Genomic DNA, 25694 nt, shown 5'->3' with positions numbered 1-25694 from the left:
TGTCCGGGCATTCTACAGACTTCTGCAGCAACTTCCGCCTCCTCGTTTCTGAAAGTGGAAATCCTTATTGTTGAGGCATAAAATCAACATTTTGTTAACAACAAGGATGCCCCCCTCATGTCAGCCACGCTTACCGCCGAAGAAACGTTAAAACTCGTGGGCGAGATTTTTGTGTACCACATGCCGTTTAACCGCGCGCTGGGGCTGGAGCTGGAGCGATACGAGAAAGACTTTGCCCAGCTCAGCTTTAATAATCAGCCAATGATGGTAGGCAACTGGGCGCAAAGTATTTTGCACGGCGGGGTGATTGCCTCCGCGCTGGACGTGGCTGCAGGGCTGGTCTGCGTCGGCAGCACGCTGACGCGCCATGACACCATCAATGAAGAGGAGCTCCGCCAGCGTCTTTCGCGGATGGGCACTATCGACTTACGCGTCGACTATCTGCGCCCTGGACGGGGTAATCGCTTTACCTGTACCAGCAGCCTGCTGCGCGCGGGCAACAAAGTCGCGGTGGCGCGCGTTGAGTTGCATAACGAAGAACAGGTTTATATCGCCAGCGCAACCGCCACTTATATGGTGGGTTAAGGCGATAAAAACGGGTAAAATTAATTCACTCTTTTGTAATGGATTTTCCCGATGGATGCTAAACAGACGCGGCAGGGCGTTTTACTCGCCCTTGCCGCTTATTTTATTTGGGGTATCGCACCGGCGTACTTCAAATTTATCGCCTATGTACCGGCCGACGAGATCCTCACCCACCGCGTCATCTGGTCGTTCTTCTTTATGATTGCGCTGATGAGCGTCAGCCGTCAGTGGTCCGGCGTCAAAACGCTGCTGCAAACCCCTAAAAAGGTCTTCCTGCTGGCGCTTTCTGCGGTACTGATCGGCGGCAACTGGCTGCTGTTCATTTGGGCGGTGAATAACCATCACATGCTCGAAGCGAGCCTTGGGTACTTTATTAACCCGCTGGTGAACATCGTGCTGGGGATGATTTTCCTCGGCGAACGCTTCCGCCGGATGCAGTGGGTGGCGGTCATTCTGGCCTTCTGCGGCGTGCTGGTGCAGCTGTGGACCTTCGGCTCATTACCGATTATTGCCCTCGGTCTGGCGTTCAGCTTTGCGTTCTATGGGCTGGTACGTAAGAAGATCGCGGTGGAAGCCCAAACCGGGATGCTGTTTGAAACTCTGTGGCTGCTGCCGGTGGCGGCAATTTATCTGTTTGGCATCGCCGACAGCGCCACCAGCCACATGGGCAGTAACCCGTGGTCGCTGAACCTGATGCTGATGGCCGCGGGCGTGGTGACCACCATTCCGCTGCTGTGCTTCACCGGCGCGGCGACGCGCCTGCGTCTCTCCACGCTGGGCTTCTTCCAGTACATTGGCCCAACGCTGATGTTCCTGCTGGCAGTGGTGTTTTACGGTGAAGTGCCGGGTGCGGATAAGATGGTGACCTTCGCCTTTATCTGGGTGGCGCTGGCGATTTTCGTTGCCGATGCGATTTATACCCAGCGCAGGGTACGAAAAGGGTTGTGATGTTGCCCTCACCCCAACCCTCTCCCACAGGAGAGGGAGTTCGATCGTAGGGCGGGTAAGCGCAGCGCCACCCGCCAGATTTTTACAGCCAGTTCCGGCGCTTGAAATAGAGATACGGCGCCAGCCCCGCGAGGATCATGAAGATAATCGCCCCCGGGTAACCAAAGCTCCACCTCAGCTCCGGCATAAACTCAAAGTTCATCCCATAGCTGGATGCCACCAGCGTCGGCGGCAGGAACACCACGGATACCACCGAGAAGATCTTGATGATGCGGTTCTGCTCGATGTTGATAAAGCCCATCGCCGCCTGCATCAGGAAGTTCACCTTCTGGAACAGGGATTCGTTGTGCGGCAGCAGGGATTCGATATCTCGTAAGATCTCACGCGCCTGCTCCAGCTGACCGCCCGGCAGACGTGCTTTACGCACCAGGAAGTTCAGCGCACGCTGGGTATCCATCAGACACAAACGCACTTTCCAGCCGATATCTTCCTGCTCCGCCAGCGTCGAAAGCGCTTCGTCATATTCGTCGCCCTGATGGCCTTCCATGATCACGCGGCTCAGCTTTTCGAGATCGCTGTAGATGTTCTCAATTTCGTCCGCCAGCTGTTCAATTTTGGTTTCGAACAGATCGAGCAGCAGCTCGTAAGCATTACCGTCCACCATCGCCTGGCTACGGGCGCGCATGCGGTAGAGACGAAACGCAGGCAGTTCGCGCTCGCGCAGGGTAAACAGACGACCATCACGGATGGTAAACGCCACGGTGGAGTTACCCGCGTGGTCATCAGCGTCTTCAAAGAAGAAGAAGGAGTGGATGTGCAGACCGTCTTCATCTTCAAAAAAACGTGCGGACGCTTCGATGTCTTCCAGTTCAGGACGCGTTGCCAGGCTTTGCCCCAGCTCAGATTGTACGCGAAGGCGCTCATCGTCGTCCGGCTCGACCAGATCCACCCATACGGCATCCACGAGGGGCTGTGACTCTTCGGCTTCAAGCCGAGTCAGTCGGTTATTTTCGAGTTGAAATGCGCTCAACATGACCGGGACTCCCAATGCAAAAAATATCGGACAGTTCGGTGGGCACACAGAAACAATTTGGGTTTCAGACCATTAAACAGCCTGACTCAGCGCGACGGGGATAATGCAGTCGCTGACAACCACTAAGGCCATCAGCAAGAGGAGATAGCCTTAGGAGTTGTTCCTGGATGACAGGGAATTGAGCCAGTATCTACTGGGTGTGTCCAAGGCGAATGTCCTCTTAGCGTAATCGTGCGCGCATGTTACGCCAGCAGTAACTGTGGCGTCAACACGCAACGGAACGCTGAAGGGCATTAATTGACCTTCAGCCTATAAGGTTAGCAGATTATTACAAAATAATGATATTTTTCTGAAAGTTACACCGTTTCCAGCCTGGCGTAAGCCGCCACCAGCCATTTGATCCCCTGGCCCTGGAACGCCACCTGTAAGCGGCTGTGTTCACCGCTACCTTCGAGGTTCACGATGGTGCCTTCACCAAATTTCGAATGACGCACGCGCTGGCCCAGCTTGTAGCCAGTATCGGTTTCAGCGATGGGTGAACCCATACGCTGATGGTTGACCGGACGGCTGATGCTTGCCCGCAGACGCACCTCTTCCACGCACTCTTCCGGCAGCTCACCGATGAAGCGGGACGGACGGTGATAAACCTCTTTGCCGTATAAACGGCGGGTTTCGGCGTAGGTCAGCGTCAGCTTTTGCATCGCTCGCGTCACGCCCACGTAGGCCAGACGACGCTCTTCTTCCAGACGCCCGCCTTCATCCAGCGACATCTGGCTCGGGAACATCCCCTCTTCCATCCCAACGATAAACACCTGCGGGAACTCCAGACCTTTGGCGGAGTGCAGGGTCATCAGCTGAACCGCATCCTGCCAGGTGTCCGCCTGCCCTTCGCCCGCTTCCAGCGCGGCGTGGGAGAGAAACGCCTGCAATGGCATGAGGTCTTCGTCTTCTTCGTTGTAGCTGAACTGGCGCGTTGCCGTCACCAGTTCCTCTAAGTTCTCAATACGGGTCTGTCCCTTCTCGCCTTTTTCCTGCTCGTACATGATGCGCAGGCCGGAGTCTTTAATCACCCGGTCGGTCTGCACGTGCAGCGGCATATCGGCTGTTTCCTGCGCCAGGGCGTCAATCAGTTCGAGGAAGCGCTGTAATGCGCTGGCAGCACGTCCGGCGAGCGCTTTTTCCTGCAGCAGCTCGCGGCAAGCCTGCCAGAGCGTAAGCTGGCGGTCGCGCGAAGCCTGACGCACCACGTCCAGCGTGCGGTCACCGATGCCGCGCGTCGGCGTGTTCACCACGCGCTCAAACGCCGCATCGTCGTTGCGGTTGGCGATCAGGCGCAGATACGAGAGCGCATCTTTGATCTCCTGACGTTCGAAGAAGCGCATACCGCCGTAAATGCGGTAGGGCATGCTCACCTGCAGCAGCGCCTCTTCCAGCACGCGCGACTGGGCGTTGCTGCGGTAGAGAATGGCGCACTGCTCCAGCGCGCCGCCGTTGTCCTGCCAGGTTTTGATGCGGTTCACCACGAAGCGCGCTTCGTCGAGTTCGTTGAAGGCGCAGTAAATCGAAATCGGTTCGCCGTCGACGCCGTCGGTCCACAGTTTTTTACCCAAACGCCCGTTGTTGTTTTCGATCAGGGCGTTAGCCGCGCTAAGGATGTTGTTCGTCGAGCGGTAGTTCTGCTCCAGGCGGATAGTTTGTGCGCCGGGGAAGTCCTTGAGGAAGCGCTGGATGTTCTCCACCTGCGCCCCGCGCCAGCCGTAGATCGACTGGTCGTCATCGCCTACGATCATTACCTTGCCGGTATCACCGGCCAGCAGGCGGATCCACGCATACTGGATGTTGTTGGTGTCCTGGAACTCGTCCACCAGGATATTGGTGAAGCGTTCACGATAGTGCTGCAGGATGTGCGGCTTGTTGAGCCACAGCTCGTGGGCGCGCAGCAGCAGCTCGGCGAAATCCACCAGACCGGCGCGATCGCACGCTTCCTGATAGGCCTTGTAGACGTTCTGCCAGGTCTGCTCGACCGGGTTGCCGAAGCTCTGAATGTGGTGCGGGCGCAGCCCTTCGTCTTTCTGACCGTTGATGTACCACATCGCCTGACGCGGTGGCCACTGCTTCTCGTCAAGGTTCATCGCCTTAATAAGACGTTTGAGCAGACGGAGCTGGTCTTCGCTGTCGAGGATCTGGAAATCCTGCGGCAGGTTGGCGTCCATATGGTGCGCGCGCAGCAGGCGGTGCGCCAGGCCGTGGAAGGTGCCGACCCACATGCCGCCCTGGCTGGTGCCCATCAGCTGTGCGATACGGTGGCGCATCTCTGCCGCCGCCTTGTTGGTAAACGTGACCGCCATGATGGAGTACGGCGAGCAATTTTCCACGCTCTGCAGCCAGGCGATACGGTGAACCAGCACGCGCGTCTTTCCACTGCCCGCTCCAGCCAGCACCAGCATATTGGTGCGCGAGGCCGCTACGGCTTCACGCTGTTTGTCATTAAGGCTGTCGAGCAGGTAAGAAACGTCCATTGGCACCGTCACATAGTATTCAGGAACAGAGCAAAACGCCCGGTGGCGCTTCGCTTACCGGGCCTACAACTGAAAAACCCTGGTAATTTATACAATATTACTGGTGATTATATCAGCGTCGTGAGGGATGCCAACCGTGAAATTTCCACGTGCGGCAGAAGACGGCTATCCTGCGTGATCATCAGGTCGGCGTTTTCCGGCTTGATCCAGCAGGCCTGCATGCCGCAGCGAATGGCACCCGCTACGTCCGTGGTCAGATCGTCGCCCACGTGCAATATTTCACCGAGCGGCAGGTTCATTTTTTCCGCTGCCAGATGGTACATATCGCTGAACGGCTTCGAGCGCCCGTGCGGGCCCGCGCGCAGCACGAACTCAAAGTAATCGCCGAGACCAAACAGCTCAGGCTGGGCGTTACCGTTAGTGATGGCCACCAGCGGCCACTTTTCGGCAAGCTTCGCCAGCGTGTCGTGGGTCTCCTGCGGCACGTCGATACGGCTGCGCCATTTGGCGAAGTTTTCCATTGCCGCTTCGGCACCGATGGCCGCGTCCTGTACGCTCAGGCCCGCGTTGAGCATCGCCTGCTCAACCGCACGACGACGCCATTCGGTCACGTCGTGGTAAATCTCCGGCTCGGTCTCCCGCAGGGACTGACGCAGCTTCTGGAAGTCCTTGTTCTGCATCGCCTTCAGCGCGGGATGGTAGTTCTGCACAAACGCCAGCGACGCCTGCTCGGTACGCAGGATCACCTCGCGGTTGTCATAAAGAGTGTCATCAAGGTCAAACGTCAGGGCTGAGATCTGACCGAGTGGGCGGTAAAAACGCATTATTTCCCCCGTTTGGCGCGTGGATGCGCCGCGTCATACACCGAGGCAAGGTGCTGGAAGTCTAAGTGGGTATAGATTTGAGTGGTCGACAGATTTGCGTGGCCAAGCAGTTCCTGCACGCCACGCAGATCGCCGCTGGATTCCAGCATGTGGGTGGCGAACGAGTGGCGCAGCTTGTGCGGGTGAACATGGCTGTTCAGCCCCTGCCTGATGCCCCACTCCGCAAATCGCTTCTGCACGTTACGCGCCGAGATCCGTTTGCCGAGTTTCGACAGGAACAGCGCATTCTCCTCTGCGCCAAACAGCCCGCGCAGATCCAGCCAGTGCTCAATCCAGGAAACCGCGTTGCGGCCAATCGGCAGACGGCGCTCTTTGCTGCCCTTGCCCATTACCCACACTTCGCCGGATTCCAGATCGAGATGCTTTAAATCGAGGTTCACCAGTTCAGAGAGACGCAGGCCCGCACCGTACATCACCTCCAGCATCGCGCGGTCGCGCACGGCCAGCGGATCGTTGAGATCGATATCCAGCAGGCGGTTTACGTCGTCGACGTCGATATTTTTCGGCAGATGCCGGGGGGCTTTTGGCGTGGCGATCCCCTTCGCCGGGTTGGCTTTTAAACCGCCCTGGCTCACCAGCCAGTCGAAGAAACTGCGCAGGGCGGAAAGCCTGAGCGCCAGGCTCGCCGGACTGAGGTTTTTTTTACGGCTACGCACAACGAACCCGCGCACCGTGGCAGCATCACATTGTTGCCAGCTTTTCAGGCCGATCTCGTCGGCAATCTGGATGATGGCATCAAGCTGACGCTGATAGTTAAGCAGCGTTATGGGGCTGAGCTGACGTTCCACGCCCAGATAGCGCAGAAAGCGCGTGACGTCAGCGGCGAGTGGCTCTGTCATACGCGCTCAATCCAGCGCTCCAGCAGCTCAGGCAGCATCAGGGCGATTTCCTGCAGCAGGTGCGTACCCTGGCCCTGCTCATAATGATGCGCGTCACGGCTGGTAAATAACATCACGCCCAGATCGCCGTCGCGCCCCATCAGCGACATCGCCACCGAGCCAATCGCTTTAGCGTCCGGTAATACCACCAGCAGCTCAGGCCCGTTTAGCGGCCCCAGATAGTGGTGCTCATGGCCCAGACGCTGAATGCGCAGCGGCTCAAACGCCTGGCGGCTCAGCGCCAGATGGGTAAAGCCAGACGGTGCACCAATGCGCCAGCGGTCCGGGAACAGGCGAATCGTCGCACCTGCCAGCCCAAGCTCACGCGCCCAGCGGTGGAAGCGGCTGAGGAACTCTTCAAGGCTGTGCGCCGAGGCCAGACGTGCCTGCAGGTGCAGCAGACGATAAAACAGGCTTTCGTTATTGTTAGCCTGCTCCATGAGCAGCGTCATGTTCTCTTCAAGCTGATTGATGTGCTTGCGCGAGCGCGCCATGTGCCATTCGACCAGCGACACGGTCTCACGAACCGGATGCGGTACGCGCATCTGTTCAACGACGCGTGCATTACGGATAAAAAACTCAGGATTGTTCAGCAGATAATCAACAACAGCGCTGTCATCCAGTTCCGTCATTATTTCCTGCAGTTCTTCCCCTGGTTGTTTCATAGATGGATAAACCCGTCATAAACATGTGTCGCCGGGCCCGTCATATACAGTGGATGACCCGGTCCTTTCCAGGCGATATCAAGCCGACCGCCCGGTAATTCCACGCGAACCTCTTCTGCCAGTAACCCCTGAGAGATGCCCACAGCAACTGCAGCACAGGCACCGCTTCCGCAGGCCTGGGTTTCGCCCGCGCCGCGCTCGTAAACCCGCAGACGGATGTGCTCACGCTTCACCACCTGCATAAAGCCGATGTTCGCGCGCTCCGGGAAACGTTCGTGGCTTTCCAGCACCGGACCGAGCGTTTCAACCGCGGCGGTTTGCACATCATCAACCTGAATCACACAGTGAGGGTTACCCATCGAGACGACGCCGCACAATACTGTCTGCTCGGCCGCACGCATAATATAGGTCTTTTCCGCTTTGTTTGCGCGGAACGGTACGGCGGAAGGCTCGAAGTTTGGCTCGCCCATATTCACGCGTACCAGCTCGTCATCGGTCACGCTGAGCACCATACGGCCGTTCGCCGTACTGACGCGAATATCGCGCTTGTTGGTCAGACCTTTCAGGCGGACAAAGCGGGCAAAACAGCGCGCGCCGTTGCCACACTGGTTAACTTCGCTGCCGTCAGCGTTGAAAATGCGGTAGTGGAAATCAAGATCGGGATCGTAAGGCGGCTCGACCACCAGCAGCTGATCGAACCCCACGCCCACGTGCCGGTCCGCCAGGCGGCGGATCAGTTCCGGGGAGAAAAACACATTCTGCGTTACCGCGTCGACGACCATAAAATCGTTGCCAAGGCCATGCATTTTAGAGAACTGCATCATTTGCTCCATTGCGCGGGTACAGAACGTAATCTGTCAGAGATTAACCTGAGTCGGGCCACCGTTATCGCCACGATCGTTAGTATCTGGCGTAGTCGACTCAATGCCGCTTTGCACCGGTTTCGTTGGCGGTGGTGCGTTCTTATCCTCTGGCGGGAAGTACAGCGGCCCTTTCAGTCCACAACCAGTCAGGCTAAACAGCGTGATGAGAACGGCAAGCGTTCGGAAGACGTTTTTCATTATCAAGTTGCTCGTAAGTTCAAATCTGTTTCTATCATCGCAGGAGAAGACACAAAAGCAAGAGTTTGCCGCTTTCCTGCAACGGGAATTATTTAGCGTTATACTGCCGCCATCACGAAAAACAGGAACAAAACCATGAACGACAGTGAATTCCATCGCCTTGCCGACACCCTGTGGATGACCATCGAAGAGCGCCTGGACGACTGGGACGGCGACAGCGATATCGATTGTGAAATCAACGGCGGTATTCTGACCTTAAGCTTTGAAAACGGCAGCAAAATTATTATTAACCGCCAGGAGCCGCTTCACCAGGTGTGGCTGGCGGCTAAACAGGGCGGCTATCACTTCGATCTGAAGGGTGATGAGTGGGTGTGCGACCGCAGCGGCGAAACGTTCTGGGATCTGCTGGAGCAGGCGGCGACCGCGCAGGCGGGTGAGGCAGTGCGTTTCAGGTAGTTTTGTTGCCCGGTGGCGGCTACGCCTTACCGGGCCTACAACGGCTCGAACCGTAGGCCGGGTAAGCGTTAGCGCCACCCGGCGAGAAGGATCAGGAGAAATACTGCTGCAACAGCGGCGCGGTATCCTGATTAGCCGGCGCGGCAGGCGTTACGGCCTGGGTCCGGAACGGGATCACCTGCGTACGACCATCGACGTTCACAATCTGATAGAACTGCGGCAGGTTGAAGTTAATGAAGCTTGAGCCGTAGGTAAAACGGTCATGCGAAGAGGAATAGAAGCGGCTGACGTCGCGCACCAGCTCCTCTTTACTGCCTTCACAGTGGTGATACACCTCGGCGCGGTTAGTCTCATCAAGGATGTAGATATTGAAACCGGCATCCTCGCCTGACTCTTCGAAGAAGAACTGAATAATCCCTTCACTCGCAAAACCATCCACCACCTGCGGCAGTTTGACATGGTTGGTTTCCACCTGCACCGACAGGCCGTGCAGCTTGTTGTGCGAAATCGCGCCGTAGAACTCGATGGCATTTTCCAGCTTCTGCACCGACACGTTCAGGCGCTCGAAGAATAGCCCCCAGGTCTGGCCGGAGACGCGCAGCGCTTTAAAGCGCCCGGTTTCGTGACGGGTGCTGGAAAGACGCAGTTCGATGCACTCAGAGACCAGCTGCTGCACGCGGGTCCGAATCAAACCACGCAGGTGCTGGCTGTAGCAGAACACTTCGACGCTGTCCGGCGGCGCGGCGTCCTGGTGCATCTTGCCAAGAATGGTTTTCAGCGCTTCGATCATCGCCTGCTCGCCGTTGAAGTGCAGGGTACGCACTTCGTTCCACGAGTTGCGGTACAGCAGGTCAACGCTGCCCACCAGGCAGTTTTGCTGCTCGCCAAAGCTGAAGACGTCCAGCTTGCGGAAGTCAAAATGGACCACCTGATTGCGGAAGGCCGCCGTCGGGTCGTACTCCAGGTTGACGATGATCGCCAGATGGCGGATCTCGCACGGGCTGTAGAGCGCTTTTGGCGTTGGCGCAGGCAGACGCAGCGGGAAGTGGTGCGACACATCCGCGACCATCTCCTGCAGCTTGGCCAAATCAACCACCTCGTTGCCTTTGATAAACAGGCGCGTGCGCGAGGTCAGCAGGCCGTTAAACCAGGCCCAGGCCACCAGCTTGTTCAGGTAGCGGTTATACTCCAGCGGCTGATGGCTGATGATCGAATCCATGCTTGGGGCACGGTTGTACAGATACCACCCGGTGCGGTTTGCGCGGCCCGGTGGCACAAAGATAAAGGTCAGGTTCGGCTCTGACAGGTCAGGTGAAATCTGCGGGTTCACCAGGGTGACTTTACCCGGCAGCGCTTCAAATGCGGCGTACAGCTTACGGGTCAACACCCCGATGTCCTGCGGGCTGGCGGAAACGCTGAGGTTGTTGCGGCGGGCAAAGCGGATCAGGTTACGGTAGCTTTGCATCATGGCATCAAGCAGTTCGTTGTGCGCTTCACGCACCTGGTCGATTTTCCAGTTGGCGCGGTTGTCGAGCATCGACAGACGCTCTTCGTCCCATCCCCACTCTTTGACTAACTGACTGACCACTTCACGACGCCAGCCAACGCATGCGCGTTCGCGGCTGAGTTTTTCACAGACTTTGAGATAGAAACATCGACGCACCAGATCAAGACGCGTGGTGTCATCAATGGCTTTGAGGTATTCGGTAACGCGTTCCAGCATCATGCAGTAGGCATCAAGCCCGTAGGAGACAATCTCCCCGTCGTGCAGACGCTGTTTGATGTCTTTCGCCAGCAGACGTGGCGTAGGGTATTCCCAGGAATAGGCTTCCAGCAGTAGCGTTTTCAGCACCGCTTTGTACGGTGAGTCGATGCTCTTATAAAGCTGCCAGAGGCTCGCGCCAAAGTACTCTTCAGCGGATAGAGAGCTGAGACCGCCCAGATCCAGCCATTCGTTTGGCGTCAGTACACCCTGCGAATAGAGCGACATGACGTAATCGTCGTAATGCTCTTCTTCATCGCACGGCACCATATTCCACAGAATACGCTTCCCGGCGAGGCGAACGGCAGTACGGTAGAATTCATCCAGCAATAAGATGTGCTGAGTCGAGCCGCAGTCTTCACCACCCAGACTGCCGCTTTCGTTATGGCGGAAACGGTTTTCATCAATCAGGAAGAAGCTCACTTCCACGCCGAGCGACGCCGCCCAGCTCTCCAGCAGGCTGCATTTACGCTGCAGCAGCTGGCGCTCTTCGTTATCGAGCCAGGATTGATGGCAGACCCAGATATCCAGGTCAGAAGAACAACTTTGCCCTACCGATGAGGTACTCCCCATAGAGTAAACGCCTGTGATGGGCAGTTCACCTTTCGGAGAAACCTGAGGTGGCATGCCGCGGTAGAGTTCCAGCTCGTTCAGATAGTGCTGTTGGGTTTCATCAGGCGTGAAAAGGCAGATGCCCTGGGGAACGTTACCATCGAGGTAACCCGGCATCAGCGGATGGTGATAGTGCAATAATGTCGGCAGCAGACTGTATACCTGCTGGAAAGCAGGGCCCATGGCAGCAAGCGCGCGATCCACGCGCAGTTGATTTATGGCATCCAGTCTCTGTTTCAGAGTCTCAATATAGAGGTACAAGACGTATCGCCTGATGTTTCCGGGTGTCGTAAGCTATTCAAAACACGAATAACAGCTAGCCCGCAGTATTTCAAAAAGATAACCGTTACCCTTCTTTCGCCCTTATCATTATGGTGGTACCGACGAAAAAATGGTCTAAAACGTGATCAATTTAACACCTTGCCGGTTGACCGTAAAGAAAGATGCGCTACATACAAGTGTAGCACCGTTCTGTACGTGTAAATTCCTGAATACGGCTACGGCTGACGAATACGCCGCCTTGTCCCTCTCACCCTTCATTAACCGTAAAACTGCCATCCCAGAGTCAACAATGTTAGGATGGTTAGCGATTGATAATGACGGTAACAAGCATGTTAGACAATGTTTTGAGAATTGCCACACGCCAAAGCCCTCTTGCGCTCTGGCAGGCACATTATGTGAAGCAGCGCCTTGAAGCCTGCCATTCCGGATTGCGCGTCGAGCTGGTGCCGATGGTGACGCGCGGTGACGTGATCCTTGATACGCCGCTGGCAAAAGTTGGCGGAAAAGGCTTGTTTGTCAAAGAGCTGGAAATGGCCTTGCTTGAGAACCGTGCTGACATCGCCGTGCACTCCATGAAGGATGTGCCCGTTGAATTCCCGGAAGGGCTGGGGCTCGTAACCATCTGCGAACGTGAAGATCCGCGCGATGCGTTTGTCTCCAACCAGTACGATTCTCTTGACGCGTTGCCGGAAGGCAGCGTGGTTGGCACGTCCAGTTTACGCCGTCAGTGTCAGCTGGCTGAACGCCGTCCGGACCTGGTGATTCGCTCGCTACGCGGAAACGTGGGTACGCGTCTGGGCAAGCTGGATAACGGCGACTACGATGCCATTATCCTCGCCGTTGCCGGTTTGAAGCGTCTGGGGCTGAAATCACGCATTCGCGTCGCATTGCCGCCAGAGCTGTCGCTACCGGCCGTGGGCCAGGGTGCGGTGGGTATTGAGTGCCGTCTTGACGATGCGCGCACGCGCGAGCTGCTTGCACCGCTGAACCATGACGAGACCGCCATCCGCGTCAAAGCCGAGCGCGCCATGAACACTCGCCTCGAAGGCGGCTGTCAGGTGCCAATTGGCAGCTATGCTGAATTAACCGACGGTGAGCTGTGGCTGCGTGCGCTGGTTGGCGCGCCGGACGGTTCACAGATGGTACGCGGCGAACGTCGCGGCAAACCGCAAGATGCCGAGCAGCTTGGCGTGTCGCTGGCGGAAGAGTTACTGGATAACGGTGCCCGTGAAATTCTGGCTGACGTTTATAATGGAGAACCCCCTGCATGAGTATTCTTGTCACCCGCCCTTCTCCCGCAGGAGAGCAATTAGTGAGCCGTCTGCGCGCACTGGGGCAGGTGGCCTGGAGTTTTCCGCTGATTGAATTCTCCCCCGGTCGGGAGCTGTCCATGCTCGTCGACCAGATGAATGCCCTGCAGGAAGGCGACCTGATCTTCGCGCTGTCGCAACATGCCGTGGAATTTTCCCATGCGCAGTTGCAACAAGCAGGGAGAGACTGGCCAACCGCTCCCCGCTATTTCGCTATCGGGCGAACAACCGCACTGGCCTTACATACCGTTAGCGGAACAGACGTTCGCTATCCGTTAGATCGGGAAATCAGCGAAGTCTTGCTACAATTACCTGAATTACAAACTATTGCCGGAAAACGTGCGCTCATTTTACGCGGTAACGGTGGACGTGAACTGTTGGGTGAAACGCTGCGGGAACGCGGGGCTAACGTCACGTTCTGCGAATGCTATCAGCGTTGTGCGAAACACTACGATGGCGCGGAAGAGGCGATGCGCTGGCACATGCGCGGCATCGATACCCTGGTCGTAACCAGCGGTGAAATGCTGCAGCAGCTATGGTCGCTTATTCCACAATGGTATCGTGAGAACTGGTTACTCCACTGTCGGCTTCTGGTCGTCAGTGAGCGTCTGGCGAACCACGCCCGGGAACTGGGCTGGAAAGATATTCGGATCGCTGATAACGCCGACAACGATGCGCTGCTGCGCGCATTACAATAACTCTCAAATGGGAAGCCATAATGACGGAACACGAAAAATCCTCCGCCGTGGTTGAAGAGACCAGGGAGACTGTGGATACAACCCCACAGCCAGAGACGACAGAGAAAACCGCTGAGAAGAAAAACGGCAGCAACAAAACCAGCCTCGCGCTGAGCGCAATTGCCATTGCCATTGCCCTGGTGGCAGGCGTTGGCCTGTATGGTCTTGTTAAGCAGCAAGGCTCTAACCAGACGGCCACCAGCGATGCGCTGGTCAATCAAGTTACTGCCCTGCAAAAAGCGCAGGAGACGCAGAAAACCGAGCTGGAAAGCGTGATCAAACAGCAGGCCGCCGCGCTTGCCGATGCGAACAGCAAACGGGAAGAGTTGACCAAACAGCTGAGCGAAGTGCAGGAGAAAGTCGCCACGATTTCCGGTACCGATGCCAAAACCTGGCTGCTCTCACAGGCCGATTTTCTGGTGAAACTGGCCGGCCGTAAGCTCTGGAGCGATCAGGACGTTACCACTGCCGCCGCGCTGCTGAAAAGCGCCGACGCGAGCCTGGCAGACATGAACGACCCAAGCCTGATCGCCGCACGCCGCGCGATTACCGAAGATATCGCCAGCCTGTCTGCGGTGTCACAGGTGGATTACGACGGCATTATCCTCAAGGTGAACCAGCTCTCGAACCAGATTGATAACCTGCAGCTGGCGGATAACAACGACGACGACTCCCCGATGGATTCCGACGGCACCGAACTTTCCAGCTCCCTGAGCGAATGGCGCATAAATCTGCAAAAAAGCTGGCAGAACTTTATGGACAGCTTCATCACTATCCGCCGCCGTGATGAAACCGCCGTGCCGCTGTTAGCACCGAACCAGGATATCTATCTGCGCGAAAACATCCGCTCCCGCCTGCTGGTTGCGGCACAGGCCGTACCGCGTCATCAGGAAGAGACCTACAAGCAGGCGCTGGATAACGTCTCGACGTGGGTGCGCGCGTATTACAACACTGATGACGCGACGACCACGGCCTTCCTGGAAGACATTGATAAGCTGAGCCAGCAAAACATCACCATGAACGTGCCGGATAAGCTGGAAAGCCAGCCGATTCTGGAGAAGCTGATGCAGACGCGAGTGCGTAACCTGCTGGCCCAGCCCGGCGTTCCGGCGGAAGGCACGGCTGAAGCACCGGCCGCCGCGCCAGCGCCTGAAAGCGCGCCACAAGGAGAGTAACGATGCTTAAAGTCCTCTTACTCTTTATCCTGCTGATCGCCGGGATCGTCCTGGGGCCGATGCTCGCGGGTCATCAAGGCTATGTGCTGATCCAGACTGATAACTACAATATCGAAACCAGCGTTACCGGCTTAGTGATTATCCTGATCCTCGGCGTGGTTGTACTGCTCGCTGTGGAATGGATCCTGCGCCGTATTTTCCGCACCGGGGCACATACCCGCGGCTGGTTCGTTGGCCGTAAGCGCCGTCGTGCCCGTAAGCAAACAGAGCAAGCGCTGCTTAAACTGGCCGAAGGCGATTATCAGCAGGTAGAAAAGCTGATGTCGAAGAATGCCGATCACGCAGAACAGCCGGTGGTGAACTATCTGCTGGCCGCTGAAGCGGCACAGCAGCGCGGCGATGAAGCCCGTGCCAATCAACATCTTGAGCGCGCGTCCGAGCTTTCTCCTAAAGATCCAATTCCGGTGGAGATCACTCGCGTTCGCCTGCAGCTGGCGCGGAACGAAAACCACGCGGCGCGCCACGGCGTTGACCGACTTCTGGAAATCACCCCACGCCATCCTGAAGTGCTGCGCCTTGCTGAACAGGCTTACATCCGTACCGGTGCCTGGGGTTCACTGCTGGATATCATTCCTTCGATGGCAAAAGCAGACGTCGGCGACGATGAACATCGTGATGAGCTTCAGCGTCTGGCGTGGATTGGGCTGATGGATCAGGCGCGCGCCGACCTGGGCAGCGACGGTCTGAAAACCTGGTGGAAGAATCAGAGCCGTAAAACGCGCCAGCAGATACCTCTGCAGGTGGCGATGGCGGAACATCTCATTGAGTGTGACGATCACGACACGGCGCAGGAGATCCTCCTCGACGGTCTGAAGCGCCAGTACGACGATCGCCTGGTGATGGTGATCCCGCGCCTGAAAACCAATAATCCTGAGCAGATTGAAAAAGTGCTGCGCCAGCAGATCAAAACCGTGGGCGATCGCCCGCTGTTGTGGAGCACGCTGGGCCAGTCGCTGATGAAGCACGGCGAATGGCAGGAGGCGAGCCTCGCCTTCCGTGCGGCGCTGAAACAGCGTCCGGACGCGTTTGACTACGCCTGGCTTGCTGATTCACTGGATAAGCAGCATAAGCCGGAAGAGGCGGCCGCCATGCGGCGCGATGGGCTGTTATTGACCCTGCAAAATAACGGTAACCAGCAATAAAGAAACAGGAGGCCAGTTGGCCTCCTTTTTTTATCGCCTTTCAACTGCTACATTCTTTACACCCTCATCCGCAAACGAACCCGCCAATGTAACGATGTCTTTTTCTTAACTTTTTTCACACACGCGCACTTTCTGCAGCGTGGACTAAATCGTTTTTGAAAGGACATTTTCATGAACTCGCTTCTGTATGCGCTTATTGAAGCGCTCCGCTGCCACCGCTGGCTGCGCCTGCTTGCCTGTGCTTTTATCTTTTCTTCGCTGGGGAATGGCTTAACCCAGGTTGTGGTTTTCGGCTTGCTGCTAGCGTGGTCAGTACCGCCCGCTCTGCTCACCCTTGCTTTTCTTTTCGCTACGGTGCCGGGATTTATCGGTAGTACGATCGGCGAAAAGCTGTGCTCACGGTGTTCTCCGATATGCCTGCTGATACTGACCGAAGGGCTGGGCCTGCTCGCCCTGCTCTTTCCTCTGCTGGGTGTGGGTTATCACAGCGTTACCGCGTTACTCGCCGTCCAATCCACCGAAGCGTTGCTCAGCGGGATGAGCTGGCCCGCGTTGACGTTGCTCTTCAAGCGCGGTCTTAGCGAAGCGGAGTTGCCTGCAGCAACCTGTCTGGAAAATGTGATTTTTGCGTCTCAGGTATTGTTAGGAACCGGCCTGGGCGTAGTGCTGTTCCAGAAGACGTCCGTGTTTACCCTGCTGGCCATTGATGCCGCCAGCTTCCTCGGGTCACTGCTCATGCTATGGCTGGCTGGACGCCGGTTTTCTGCACCATCACTCCCTACCCGTAACGAAGAGGAAGCCCCTGCGGCATTACGCTGGCGGACGTTGACCGTTCGGCAGAAACGCAGTCTGCTCATTCTGCCGGCGCTTGCGGCAGTCGGCTCACCGGCCATGGCGCTACTTCCGGCACTGGCCCAGCAAATCCATCCTCAGGATGCGGCAGGCCTTGCCCTGCCGCTGCTGTTCGCAAGAAGCATGGGGCAACTTTGCGGCCCTCTGCTGCTAAAAAAAGAGAGCCTGGCGCACTTTGCCGCTCACACGCCGCGCATCATCGTTTGTCTCGGCATCTTTCTGGCCGCCTATGGAATGCTGCCGATGTTGTCCGGGTGGATGGCATGTGCACTGGGGACGATCTTTATCGCACATCTGGCCTCGAATGTTCTCTTTGCGGCCGGGACGTTTGGCGTACTCAGTAGTTTTAATATCACGCAAACCGCTTCAGCCAGTGGGAAAGCCTGGCGCTGGCAAACGCTCAGCGCCTCTCTTTTCACTGGCATCGCAGCGGCAGTGGCTGCCGGGTTTGGCTCAGTAGCGGCACTCTATGCTGTCTCGTCAACAACCCTGGTGATGGTTGCCCTGATCGTGCGCCAGTATCAGGAATAAGGCATAAAAAAACGCCTGCTAAAAAGCAGGCGTTAAAACAGGTCTGTAAGACAACATATTTGGTGCTTCACTCAACGTTGTGTCCATGGTGTTTGATGAGGCCGAAGCGACATCTGTCAGTGGACGATAAGCACCGTAAACGGCTCTGCGTCATTCCTGAGTTTATGAGGCACTAAGGCGAACATAAGAGATGGAATGAGCATCTACACGTATATTATTGCACGTTACATGCCAGGTTTACACGCAGAACTTTTACATTGCGCAACATTCTCAGATAAAAGGAAATTCTGCTGTTAAGAACCGGCTGAAGCCCGATAATGTACGGATAAGAGATTCAACGTGTCGTCGGCAAGAGACAATAAAGCCGCCGGAATATTAAATTGTTTATTTTCAAAGAATTGCGTGTCGCCAAATCGCGACAATAGAGAAGCGTGTTGTTGGGGAATAACGACAGGGATTAAAACCGCAGAAAACAAAAAACCCCGCCGAAGCGGGGTTCAAAATTGGTCGGCGAGAGAGGATTCGAACCTCCGACCCACTGGTCCCAAACCAGTTGCGCTACCAAGCTGCGCTACTCGCCGATGTACTGCTTTTTTTGAATTTTTAGTTCAATTCATTTAAAAAGTCGTGGTGCGAGGGGGGGGACTCGAACCCCCACATCCAAAGGACACTAACACCTGAAGCTAGCGCGTCTACCAATTCCGCCACCTTCGCAATTCACAACTCTTTCAAATAATGGGGTGGCTAATGGGATTCGAACCCACGACAACTGGAATCACAATCCAGGGCTCTACCAACTGAGCTATAGCCACCACTGTATTCTTTCACGCGGTACTGACTACTTCTCAGACCACCGCAGCTCCAGCACCGGGTTAATGGTGCGCCCGACAGGATTCGAACCTGAGACCTCTGCCTCCGGAGGGCAGCGCTCTATCCAGCTGAGCTACGGGCGCTTAGCGCCGTTGCGGGGCTGGATATTACGTACCTCCGCCCCCGCTGTCTAGTGCTTTTTTGAAAAAAATGCGCGTTTGGTTATGGTTTGCACATTTTGCCGCTTATTCCTCCACTTTATGCGTGGTGGCACGGCGGCCCAGGCCAAAAAGCTTATATGCCGCTGTGACGGCTGCCAGGAAGATCATCCCCACAAACAGCGACATGCGGGTATCTTCATTAAAGTACATCCCAATTAATACGCAAATCAGGAATGCCATCGTCAAATAGTTCGCGTACGGGAACAAAATGGAGCGGAACGGATGGCTGGCGATCGCTTTTTTATGCGCATGACGGAAACGCAGCTGGCTAATCAGGATCACAAACCACGGCACCATGCCCGGCAGCACGCTGGCGCTGTAGACGTAAACGAACACGCGTTGCGGATTCGGGATGATGTAATTCAGACACGAACCAATCAGCAGAATCACGATCGATACTGCCACGCCCATAACCGGCACGCCCGCACGGGACACTTTCCCCATCGCCGCAGGCAGCTGGTTATTTTTAGAAAGCGCGTAGAGCATGCGGCCACAGCTGTACATCCCGCTATTACAGCCTGATAACGCGGCCGTCAGGACCACAAAGTTGATGATGCCCGCCGCCGCGGTGATCCCAATCTTCGCGAAGGTTAAGACAAACGGGCTGCCGGTGGTGCCGATTTCGTTCCACGGGAAGATGGTTACGATAACAAAAATTGCGCCCACATAAAAAATCAGGATACGCCACAACACTTTGCCCACCGCGCTACGCAGCGTGACCTGCGGATTTTTCGCTTCACCGGCAGTAATACCGATCAGCTCAACGCCCTGATAGGAGGCGACAACGATACAGAGCGCTGTCAGGAAGCCCTTCCAGCCGCCCGCGAAGAAGCCACCGTTCTCGGTCAGGTTGCCGAAACCAATCGCGTGCCCGCCGTTACCGAAGCCAAAGAAAATAACCCCGAGACCCACGACAATCATCACGATAATGGTGGTGACTTTGATCATCGCAAACCAGAACTCGATCTCACCGTAGAGTCGCACGGCAGCCAGGTTAGCCAGCGCCACCAGCCCCACGGCAATGAGCGCAGGTATCCACTGGACCATGTCAGGGAACCAGAACTGCACGTAGACCCCTATCGCCGTGATTTCCGAGATGCCCACGGCCATCCACATAAACCAGTACGACCAGGCCGTAAGGTAGCCAAAGAACGGGCTCATATAGCGGTGCGCGTAAACGGCGAAAGAGCCGGTCACCGGCTCCAGGAAGAGCATTTCGCCCATTGAACGCATGATGAAGAAAACAAACAGCCCGGCGATGATGTACGCCAGTAATACGGAAGGACCAGCCCATTTGAGCGTACTTGCGGAGCCCATAAACAGGCCAACGCCGATAGTACCGCCCAGCGCTATCAATTCAATGTGTCGAGCTTCCAGCCCACGCTGTAGCTCCGGTTTTTTCTCTGCCATAAATCCTCGGTTGTGTCTGCTGTTTACCGGCTTAAGCCGGTTATTGTTTTTTAGGGGAACTAAAATACGGTGCGAATGGTTTCTTAAATTCTGCTAAATGGCAAACGATGCATTAAAAAAATGAATGCATTGCACAGATTAGCAGCAGTTTTGCAGGGGAGTTGCAGCGCGAACAGCATATCGCGCTACATTTTGATTACATTTTACCGGTGTAGTGCCAGGCGAGATAGCGCAGCAGACGGATCTGTCGTTTGATACGCGTCGGTTGTGATAACAGACGATACAGCCACTCCAGGCCGAGGTTTTGCCAGACTTTCGGCGCGCGCTTAACGTGGCCGGTAAAGACGTCGTAGGTGCCACCAACGCCCATGTACAGAGCATCCGGGCAGACCAGACGGCAATCGCGCATCAGGATCTCCTGACGCGGTGAGCCCATCGCCACGGTAACAATTTTCGCCCCGCTGTCGCGCACGCGTTCAAACAGCGCCTGCCGATCTTCAGGTTTAAAATAGCCGTCCTGGCTCCCCACAATGTTAACATTCCACTGGCTACGCAGCTTCTGCTCCGTCTGGGCCAGCACCTCCGGTTTACCGCCGATCAGGAAGACCGGCGTGCCTTCTGTTCCCGCGCGCGCCATGAGCTGTTCCCAGAGATCGGCCCCCGCCACGCGTGAAACATTAGCGCCAGGATACTTTTTGCGGATAGAGCGCACGACGCTGATGCCGTCTGCGTACTTGAATTCGGCGGCGGTAATCAGGTCTTTCACTTCCGCGTTATCTTCAACCGCGAGCATTTTTTCCGCATTGATAGCCACCAGCGTGCCCGATTTCATCTGCCCGTCCGAGAACAGAAAATCCAGCGCGTGTTGCATATCTCGCCAGCCAATAAGCTGTAGACCGCGCAGCGCATAGCGCGGCGCAGAAGTTGTGTCAGTCATTACAATCCCTATTCAGACTTGCGACAGCGTTGTGCTGCCCTGATGCTCGCGTCGGTGGACAAGCCCTGCGCTGTCAAACAGCCAGTACAACAGTTTTGCCAGCACCAGACACACGCCGAAAACGACCATAAAGAACACCACGCGCGAGACGAACGAATCCAGCCCCTCACGTGCCAGAACAATCATATTGAAAATGGCACCAAAGCAGAAACTGTGCAAAATAGCCGCCTTGTAGCGGTTGGTCTCTTCGTTACCGAGCGTGTAAAGCCAGTCGAACCATTTAATGATCAGCCCAACCGCAATCGCGCCCGGCAGGATAAACCACGCGCCGCCCATCACGACCAGGGAGCCAATTAGCGTTGGCGAGATCGCCAGGCCAGAATGATTGTTCAGCACTTCCCAGGTAAAGTAGTTCGCCGTATTGAGCACCACGCCCGGACGGTCCGGCCACAGCCAGGTCGGAATAAAGACGTAGAAGTCGCGGGCAATGGGTGCCAGCCCCTGGAAGTCGATCTTGTCGTAGTTTTGCAGCAGCAACGCCAGGTTTTCCCACGGCGAGAAAGTGTCGCGCGTGAGGTAGAGGAAGGTGTAAAACGCTTCGTCACCGGCAACGTTTAACCCGTAGCGCTTCAGTGCCAGCCAGAACATTCCCACAATGCCAAATACGCCTGCCGCCACCAGCATCCACAGGGAGATCCATCCGCGAATGATGCCGATAAACAGGAAGATGGCGAAGGCGATAATGATGTTGGCGCGCGTTCCACCCACAATCATGTAGGTCAGGATGCCGAAGGCGACGGTGCTGACGAGGAAAAACAGCCACGCCTTGCTGTCCTGACGCAGGAAAAAGACCACCAGCATCGCCGGAATGAAGAAGTAAAAGAACCGTTTGAGCGCCACGCCTGACACTTCAGCAGAGAAAATCTGGCTATAGGACTGGAGCTTAAACAGCAGGAAGCCGTTATGCATGAAGAAGATGCCCACGCTGACCAGCGCGATAGTCATCAGCATCACCCACGTCAGATGCGTCTCCACCCGGTTCATGGTGAAAAGGGGTCGCCGTGGTGCGGACGCTGTCGCTGAGCGCAGACGCGTTTTATAGGTGACGTAGTACACAGCATAGAAGCAGGTTGCGGAGAGCAGCGCCTGCAGCAAAATTTCCGGCGGGGCAACGGCCACATCAAAACGGAAAACCAGAATACTGGTCAGCGGGAAGCCGAAGTAAAAGGTCAGTAAAAACAGCAACGAGAAAAAGACGTTGAAGTTAAAGCGCACGCGACGGAACTCAAACCAGGTGAGCGTGGCGATAAACAGCGTGCTCAGCAGCCAAACCACCAACAAGCCGCTAAATTGCAACTGGCTCATGCGTTGTCTCCTGCAGCGATACGCAGCGCGCGGTGCCACGGCGTGAGGTAGTTCGGGCTAAAGAAGTCGATGCTATTTTTATCCACCAGCGCCAGCTGACGCTGCGCTTCCCGCACGAGATCGACGTTCAGCGTGTCCGAGGTAAACAATACCGGAATATGCTGCTCGGCCATATCCTGCCAGAACGGGTTGTCGCGGTTAAGCACGCACGGGACGCCTGCCTGGATAAGCAGACATAAGGTACCAATCCCCTGCTGACGGGCAAAGATAAAATAACCCAGGTCGCACTTTCTCAGGAGCCTGAGATAGTCATCAAATTCCAGCTTATCCTGCAGAATATTCACATGCTCAGCGCTGAATAACGCCAGCGCCTGCTGACGGACCTCAGCGATGTAGGCGTCGTTATTCGCCGGGTAGCCCATTGGCACTACCACGTTCACCGTATCGCCAAACTGCTGATGCACCGCCCGGAGTGCCGCAACATGCTCGTTGCTGCGATCCCCTGAGTTCCCCACCAGAATCGTCAGTTTTCCCTCACGCAGCGTATCGTTCGCCATGTTGTTCAGCGCCGGGTTCATGCGAGTCGGGAAATAGAGCAGCTCACCGCGCACGTTCGGATGCCGTTCAGCAAAGTAGTTAAGATCGCCACGGGTGGCGAACACGCAGCCCACGCGCCCCTGAGCCATACGACGCAGAGGATAGAACAGGCGGAACTTCCAGCCGCGCGACACTTCATAGAGATCGGCGCCCCAGATATGCCAGCTACACTGGGAAGGTTTTATCCCGCCGCTCAGCAGTGCCAGCCACAGGCCCGTATTGAACTGCCCATGGAAGAAGAAGCGTTGTTCACGATCGGCTTTTGCCTTCGCGATGACCGCTTTCGCCAGCGCGGCTTTATCTGGCCAGAAGGTGATGTTAAGCGCCGGACACGCCGCGCCCAGGCCATTGTCCTGACCTGCAACCATAAACTCGCGCGCATCAGGATTGCCCGATGCCAGCTCGTCGTTGAAGAACCGCAGTACGGTCTGGTTATGGTGTGGGATGTCCGATCCCAGGATGTGAATCAGTGCAGTCATGCGCGTTTACGCCAAAGTAAAAATACGCCGCAACAGGCAGCGAAATAAACGATATAAGTTGCCATATAGGCCTGAGCGGCCCCCAGCGCGCCGTGCGAAGGGATAAGCCAGTGAGAAAACGCCGTCAGTAGCGCAAACTGGCTAATCTCCGCCAGGATATACAACCGCAGCGAGGCTTTCGCAATCACCAGATAACCGAAAACATAAGCGCCGACTTTCAACACATCGCCTACCAGCTGCCAGGCGAACAGATCGCGCATGGCGATAAACTTGGCCGAGAAGAGCAGCCAGATGGCGACATCACGTAATAACCAGACGGTAAAGCTGGCGGCCGCCACGGCAGGGAGCACAAAACGCAATGAGCGGAAAATCTCGCGGGTAATATCCTTTTTTACGGTCAGCCGCGATAAGGTTGGCAGCAAATAGACGCTAAAGGAAGCCGTTATAAATTGGAGGTAGGCATCGGAAATGCTGCTCACGCCCTGCCAAATCCCGACTTCATCCCAACTGTAATGCGCAGCCAGCAGGTTTCGCATCATGACGTAGGCCACCGGAAGCGTCACCGAGGTGATGAGCGCCATCAGGGTAAATTTGCCTAACTGCCCCGCCAGCATCTTGTCCCACTGCGGTATCAGGTAACGTAGCGGGATGACCCCTCTGCGCATCAGCATAAACGCCGCCGGAACGACAACCAGAGCAGGCACCAGCGCCAGCCCCAGCAGTGCACCCTCATAGCCACCCAGGCGATAGCAAAAATAATAGGCAATCACACCAATGACGCTTCCCAGGATCAGCGCCAGCGCATTGCCCGCCGCATCACGGAAGCCCTTCATCAGTGCCAGCAGCAGGTTAGCCCAGGCGATCCCCATCTGAACCAGCGCGACCAGGCGAACCAGCCCCTGATACTGCGTGTGTCCAAACAGCCCCTGGCTAATCGGTGCCGCCGCCAGTAAAAACACAACGGCCAGCAGCGTGGAAAACCCCAGGACCATGGCCGAAGACGTTCCCACGACCGTGCGCAGTTTTTCCGCATCATCATGATGCTGAGCCACGTATTTGGTGACGCCGTTAAATATTCCCGCCCCAGCCAACACGCCGAGTACCGTGACCAGCTGGCGGAAATTGCCCGCCAGCCCGACGCCTGACGGGCCGAATGAGACAGCCAGCAGCTTGACGACCAGCAATCCGGCACCAATTTTTACAAGTGTGGACGCAGCCGTCCACACCGATGCTTTTGCCAGAGACATATCAGCCGAAATAACTCAGAAGGGTATTAATCACCGTGCGTTGATTAACGGGTGCGAGGTTGTAGAACAGAGGCAGGCGGAGCAAACGCTCGCTCTCTTTGGTGGTGTAACGGTCTTCGCCCGCGAATACGCCAAACGCTTCTCCAGCCGGACTGGAGTGCAGCGGGATGTAGTGGAATACCGCCAGAATTTCAGCCTCTTTCAGCCAGGCAATCAGGCTGCTGCGATCGTCGTTATCACGCAGCTTGATGTAAAACATATGGGCGTTGTGAACGCAGTCTGCCGGGATCGTCGGCAGTTCAATACGCCCGGCTTTTGCCAGCGGCTCCAGCGCGTCGTAGTAGGTTTGCCACAGGGACAGGCGCTGCAGGTTAATACGCTCAGCCGCCTCCAGCTGCGCCCAAAGATATGCGGCCTGCAGATCGGCCATCAGGTAGCTTGAGCCGATATCGCGCCAGGTGTACTTGTCGACCTGACCACGGAAGAACTGGCTGCGGTTGGTGCCTTTTTCGCGGATCACCTCGGCACGCTCCACCAGCGCACGGTCGTTAATCAGCGTCGCCCCACCCTCACCGCCTGCGGTGTAGTTTTTGGTTTCGTGGAAGCTAAAGCAGCCGATGTGGCCGATCGTGCCCAGCGCGCGCCCTTTGTAGGTGGACATCACGCCCTGCGCGGCATCTTCCACCACGAACAGGTTGTGCTTTTTGGCGATCGCCATAATCGTGTCCATTTCGCACGCCACGCCCGCATAGTGAACCGGGACAATCGCGCGCGTTTTGTCGGTGATCGCCGCTTCAATCAGCGTTTCGTCGATGTTCATGGTATCCGGACGGATATCCACAAAGACAATTTTCGCCCCGCGCAGGACAAACGCGTTCGCCGTAGAGACAAAGGTATAACTCGGCATGATCACTTCATCGCCGGGCTGGATATCCAGCAGCAGTGCAGCCATCTCCAGAGAGGCCGTACAGGATGGCGTCAGCAGCACTTTGGCGCTGTGAAAACGTTGCTCCATCCACTGCTGGCAGCGACGGGTAAAACCGCCGTCGCCGCAAAGTTTGCCGCTGCCCATGGCAGACTGCATATAGTCGAGTTCCGTTCCCACGACGGGTGGTGCGTTAAATGGAATCATCATG

At 56.4% G+C, this 25694-nt stretch carries 23 protein-coding genes and 4 tRNA genes; 8 read left to right on the top strand and 19 right to left on the bottom strand.

Features of this window, described 5'->3' with window-relative positions; translation table 11 throughout:
- The first annotated feature begins 117 nt into the window (after positions 1–117).
- Both yigI and rarD read left to right on the top strand, forming a co-directional pair.
- Entirely contained in the window at positions 118–585 is a 468-nt protein-coding gene (gene yigI, locus N2K86_RS00875; RefSeq protein ID WP_010426301.1) for an acyl-CoA thioesterase YigI, read from the top strand.
- A gap of 51 nt (positions 586–636) precedes the next feature.
- Positions 637–1533, top strand: coding sequence for an EamA family transporter RarD (gene rarD, locus N2K86_RS00870; RefSeq protein WP_010426302.1), 897 nt, complete (start codon positions 637–639; stop codon positions 1531–1533).
- An 82-nt stretch (positions 1534–1615) separates the two neighbouring features.
- On the opposite strand, the gene corA is transcribed toward rarD, so the two are convergent.
- From corA to lptM, 8 genes are all read right to left on the bottom strand, one after another.
- On the bottom strand, positions 1616–2566 hold the full coding sequence (corA, locus tag N2K86_RS00865) for a magnesium/cobalt transporter CorA (RefSeq protein WP_260660149.1): 951 nt from the start codon (positions 2564–2566) through the stop codon (positions 1616–1618).
- A 150-nt stretch (positions 2567–2716) separates the two neighbouring features.
- A complete protein-coding gene (ysgD, locus tag N2K86_RS00860; RefSeq protein WP_212743980.1) occupies positions 2717–2773 on the bottom strand; it encodes a YsgD/CorL family protein in 57 nt (18 codons plus the stop codon).
- A 149-nt stretch (positions 2774–2922) separates the two neighbouring features.
- Entirely contained in the window at positions 2923–5085 is a 2163-nt protein-coding gene (gene uvrD / locus N2K86_RS00855; RefSeq protein WP_260660148.1) for a DNA helicase II, read from the bottom strand.
- Between the two features lie 107 nt (positions 5086–5192).
- Positions 5193–5909, bottom strand: a complete 717-nt coding sequence (gene yigB, locus N2K86_RS00850) for a 5-amino-6-(5-phospho-D-ribitylamino)uracil phosphatase YigB (RefSeq protein ID WP_260660147.1) — start codon at positions 5907–5909, stop codon at positions 5193–5195.
- Positions 5909–6808, bottom strand: coding sequence for a tyrosine recombinase XerC (gene xerC / locus N2K86_RS00845; protein ID WP_260660146.1), 900 nt, complete (start codon positions 6806–6808; stop codon positions 5909–5911). The genes yigB and xerC overlap by 1 nt, the downstream gene beginning before the upstream one ends.
- Complete coding sequence (locus N2K86_RS00840; protein ID WP_260660145.1) at positions 6805–7512, bottom strand: DUF484 domain-containing protein; 708 nt, start codon at positions 7510–7512, stop codon at positions 6805–6807. The genes xerC and N2K86_RS00840 overlap by 4 nt, the downstream gene beginning before the upstream one ends.
- A complete protein-coding gene (dapF, locus tag N2K86_RS00835; protein ID WP_010426314.1) occupies positions 7509–8333 on the bottom strand; it encodes a diaminopimelate epimerase in 825 nt (274 codons plus the stop codon). The genes N2K86_RS00840 and dapF overlap by 4 nt, the downstream gene beginning before the upstream one ends.
- Positions 8334–8369: 36 nt before the next feature.
- Entirely contained in the window at positions 8370–8573 is a 204-nt protein-coding gene (lptM, locus tag N2K86_RS00830; RefSeq protein WP_042716806.1) for an LPS translocon maturation chaperone LptM, read from the bottom strand.
- A 135-nt stretch (positions 8574–8708) separates the two neighbouring features.
- Here lptM and cyaY point away from each other — a divergent pair, with 135 nt between their 5' ends.
- Entirely contained in the window at positions 8709–9029 is a 321-nt protein-coding gene (gene cyaY / locus N2K86_RS00825; protein WP_260660144.1) for an iron donor protein CyaY, read from the top strand.
- Positions 9030–9120: 91 nt separating this feature from the next.
- Here the strand turns inward: cyaY and cyaA are convergent, their stop codons facing one another.
- Positions 9121–11664 (bottom strand): class I adenylate cyclase, encoded by a 2544-nt coding sequence (gene cyaA / locus N2K86_RS00820; protein WP_260660143.1) that lies wholly within the window; start codon positions 11662–11664, stop codon positions 9121–9123.
- A 350-nt stretch (positions 11665–12014) separates the two neighbouring features.
- Here cyaA and hemC point away from each other — a divergent pair, with 350 nt between their 5' ends.
- The 5 genes from hemC to N2K86_RS00795 all read left to right on the top strand — a co-directional run bounded on the left by hemC (position 12015) and on the right by N2K86_RS00795 (position 17492).
- Positions 12015–12956: a hydroxymethylbilane synthase gene (hemC, locus tag N2K86_RS00815; RefSeq protein ID WP_260660142.1), complete on the top strand. Its 942-nt coding sequence runs from the start codon at positions 12015–12017 to the stop codon at positions 12954–12956.
- A complete protein-coding gene (gene hemD / locus N2K86_RS00810; protein ID WP_260660141.1) occupies positions 12953–13693 on the top strand; it encodes a uroporphyrinogen-III synthase in 741 nt (246 codons plus the stop codon). The genes hemC and hemD overlap by 4 nt, the downstream gene beginning before the upstream one ends.
- Before the next feature lie 20 nt (positions 13694–13713).
- Complete coding sequence (gene hemX, locus N2K86_RS00805) at positions 13714–14907, top strand: uroporphyrinogen-III C-methyltransferase (RefSeq protein WP_260660140.1); 1194 nt, start codon at positions 13714–13716, stop codon at positions 14905–14907.
- A 2-nt stretch (positions 14908–14909) separates the two neighbouring features.
- Positions 14910–16109: a protoheme IX biogenesis protein HemY gene (gene hemY, locus N2K86_RS00800; RefSeq protein WP_260660139.1), complete on the top strand. Its 1200-nt coding sequence runs from the start codon at positions 14910–14912 to the stop codon at positions 16107–16109.
- Positions 16110–16280: 171 nt separating this feature from the next.
- Positions 16281–17492 (top strand): MFS transporter, encoded by a 1212-nt coding sequence (locus N2K86_RS00795; RefSeq protein WP_260660138.1) that lies wholly within the window; start codon positions 16281–16283, stop codon positions 17490–17492.
- A gap of 504 nt (positions 17493–17996) precedes the next feature.
- Here N2K86_RS00795 and N2K86_RS00790 read toward each other — a convergent pair.
- The 10 genes from N2K86_RS00790 to rffA all read right to left on the bottom strand — a co-directional run bounded on the left by N2K86_RS00790 (position 17997) and on the right by rffA (position 25690).
- Positions 17997–18073, bottom strand: a tRNA-Pro gene (locus N2K86_RS00790).
- A 47-nt stretch (positions 18074–18120) separates the two neighbouring features.
- A tRNA-Leu gene (locus N2K86_RS00785) sits at positions 18121–18206 on the bottom strand.
- Between the two features lie 22 nt (positions 18207–18228).
- Positions 18229–18304, bottom strand: a tRNA-His gene (locus tag N2K86_RS00780).
- A gap of 64 nt (positions 18305–18368) precedes the next feature.
- A tRNA-Arg gene (locus N2K86_RS00775) sits at positions 18369–18445 on the bottom strand.
- A 102-nt stretch (positions 18446–18547) separates the two neighbouring features.
- On the bottom strand, positions 18548–19933 hold the full coding sequence (thrP, locus tag N2K86_RS00770; protein ID WP_010426333.1) for a bifunctional threonine/serine APC transporter ThrP: 1386 nt from the start codon (positions 19931–19933) through the stop codon (positions 18548–18550).
- A gap of 196 nt (positions 19934–20129) precedes the next feature.
- Positions 20130–20870, bottom strand: coding sequence for a lipopolysaccharide N-acetylmannosaminouronosyltransferase (gene wecG / locus N2K86_RS00765; protein ID WP_126545686.1), 741 nt, complete (start codon positions 20868–20870; stop codon positions 20130–20132).
- Between the two features lie 12 nt (positions 20871–20882).
- Entirely contained in the window at positions 20883–22235 is a 1353-nt protein-coding gene (wzyE, locus tag N2K86_RS00760) for an ECA oligosaccharide polymerase (protein WP_260660137.1), read from the bottom strand.
- Positions 22232–23311, bottom strand: a complete 1080-nt coding sequence (locus N2K86_RS00755; protein WP_260660136.1) for a TDP-N-acetylfucosamine:lipid II N-acetylfucosaminyltransferase — start codon at positions 23309–23311, stop codon at positions 22232–22234. Before N2K86_RS00755 ends, wzyE begins: the two co-directional genes overlap by 4 nt.
- On the bottom strand, positions 23308–24558 hold the full coding sequence (gene wzxE, locus N2K86_RS00750; protein WP_260660135.1) for a lipid III flippase WzxE: 1251 nt from the start codon (positions 24556–24558) through the stop codon (positions 23308–23310). The genes N2K86_RS00755 and wzxE overlap by 4 nt, the downstream gene beginning before the upstream one ends.
- 1 nt (position 24559) lies before the next feature.
- Positions 24560–25690, bottom strand: coding sequence for a dTDP-4-amino-4,6-dideoxygalactose transaminase (gene rffA, locus N2K86_RS00745; RefSeq protein WP_042717731.1), 1131 nt, complete (start codon positions 25688–25690; stop codon positions 24560–24562).
- Between the last annotated feature and the right edge of the window lie 4 nt (positions 25691–25694).

It is taken from the genome of Enterobacter mori, from assembly GCF_025244905.1.
GTDB classification, from domain to species: Bacteria; Pseudomonadota; Gammaproteobacteria; order Enterobacterales; family Enterobacteriaceae; genus Enterobacter; species Enterobacter mori_A.
Note: the sequence above shows the minus strand (reverse complement) of the source record. Positions and strands in the feature narration are given on the sequence as shown.

What these genes read in the sequence shown, in the direction of transcription:
- wzyE (WP_260660137.1), bottom strand. Translation starts at nt 22,235, where the DNA reads ATGAGCCAGTTGCAATTTAGCGGCTTGTTGGTGGTTTGGCTGCTGAGC.
- wecG (WP_126545686.1), bottom strand. Translation starts at nt 20,870, where the DNA reads ATGACTGACACAACTTCTGCGCCGCGCTATGCGCTGCGCGGTCTACAG.
- rarD (WP_010426302.1), top strand. Translation starts at nt 637, where the DNA reads ATGGATGCTAAACAGACGCGGCAGGGCGTTTTACTCGCCCTTGCCGCT.
- hemD (WP_260660141.1), top strand. Translation starts at nt 12,953, where the DNA reads ATGAGTATTCTTGTCACCCGCCCTTCTCCCGCAGGAGAGCAATTAGTG.
- hemX (WP_260660140.1), top strand. Translation starts at nt 13,714, where the DNA reads ATGACGGAACACGAAAAATCCTCCGCCGTGGTTGAAGAGACCAGGGAG.
- N2K86_RS00840 (WP_260660145.1), bottom strand. Translation starts at nt 7,512, where the DNA reads ATGAAACAACCAGGGGAAGAACTGCAGGAAATAATGACGGAACTGGAT.
- rffA (WP_042717731.1), bottom strand. Translation starts at nt 25,690, where the DNA reads ATGATTCCATTTAACGCACCACCCGTCGTGGGAACGGAACTCGACTAT.
- N2K86_RS00755 (WP_260660136.1), bottom strand. Translation starts at nt 23,311, where the DNA reads ATGACTGCACTGATTCACATCCTGGGATCGGACATCCCACACCATAAC.
- xerC (WP_260660146.1), bottom strand. Translation starts at nt 6,808, where the DNA reads ATGACAGAGCCACTCGCCGCTGACGTCACGCGCTTTCTGCGCTATCTG.
- yigB (WP_260660147.1), bottom strand. Translation starts at nt 5,909, where the DNA reads ATGCGTTTTTACCGCCCACTCGGTCAGATCTCAGCCCTGACGTTTGAC.
- wzxE (WP_260660135.1), bottom strand. Translation starts at nt 24,558, where the DNA reads ATGTCTCTGGCAAAAGCATCGGTGTGGACGGCTGCGTCCACACTTGTA.
- yigI (WP_010426301.1), top strand. Translation starts at nt 118, where the DNA reads ATGTCAGCCACGCTTACCGCCGAAGAAACGTTAAAACTCGTGGGCGAG.
- corA (WP_260660149.1), bottom strand. Translation starts at nt 2,566, where the DNA reads ATGTTGAGCGCATTTCAACTCGAAAATAACCGACTGACTCGGCTTGAA.
- thrP (WP_010426333.1), bottom strand. Translation starts at nt 19,933, where the DNA reads ATGGCAGAGAAAAAACCGGAGCTACAGCGTGGGCTGGAAGCTCGACAC.
- cyaY (WP_260660144.1), top strand. Translation starts at nt 8,709, where the DNA reads ATGAACGACAGTGAATTCCATCGCCTTGCCGACACCCTGTGGATGACC.
- dapF (WP_010426314.1), bottom strand. Translation starts at nt 8,333, where the DNA reads ATGCAGTTCTCTAAAATGCATGGCCTTGGCAACGATTTTATGGTCGTC.
- uvrD (WP_260660148.1), bottom strand. Translation starts at nt 5,085, where the DNA reads ATGGACGTTTCTTACCTGCTCGACAGCCTTAATGACAAACAGCGTGAA.
- lptM (WP_042716806.1), bottom strand. Translation starts at nt 8,573, where the DNA reads ATGAAAAACGTCTTCCGAACGCTTGCCGTTCTCATCACGCTGTTTAGC.
- N2K86_RS00795 (WP_260660138.1), top strand. Translation starts at nt 16,281, where the DNA reads ATGAACTCGCTTCTGTATGCGCTTATTGAAGCGCTCCGCTGCCACCGC.
- hemY (WP_260660139.1), top strand. Translation starts at nt 14,910, where the DNA reads ATGCTTAAAGTCCTCTTACTCTTTATCCTGCTGATCGCCGGGATCGTC.
- hemC (WP_260660142.1), top strand. Translation starts at nt 12,015, where the DNA reads ATGTTAGACAATGTTTTGAGAATTGCCACACGCCAAAGCCCTCTTGCG.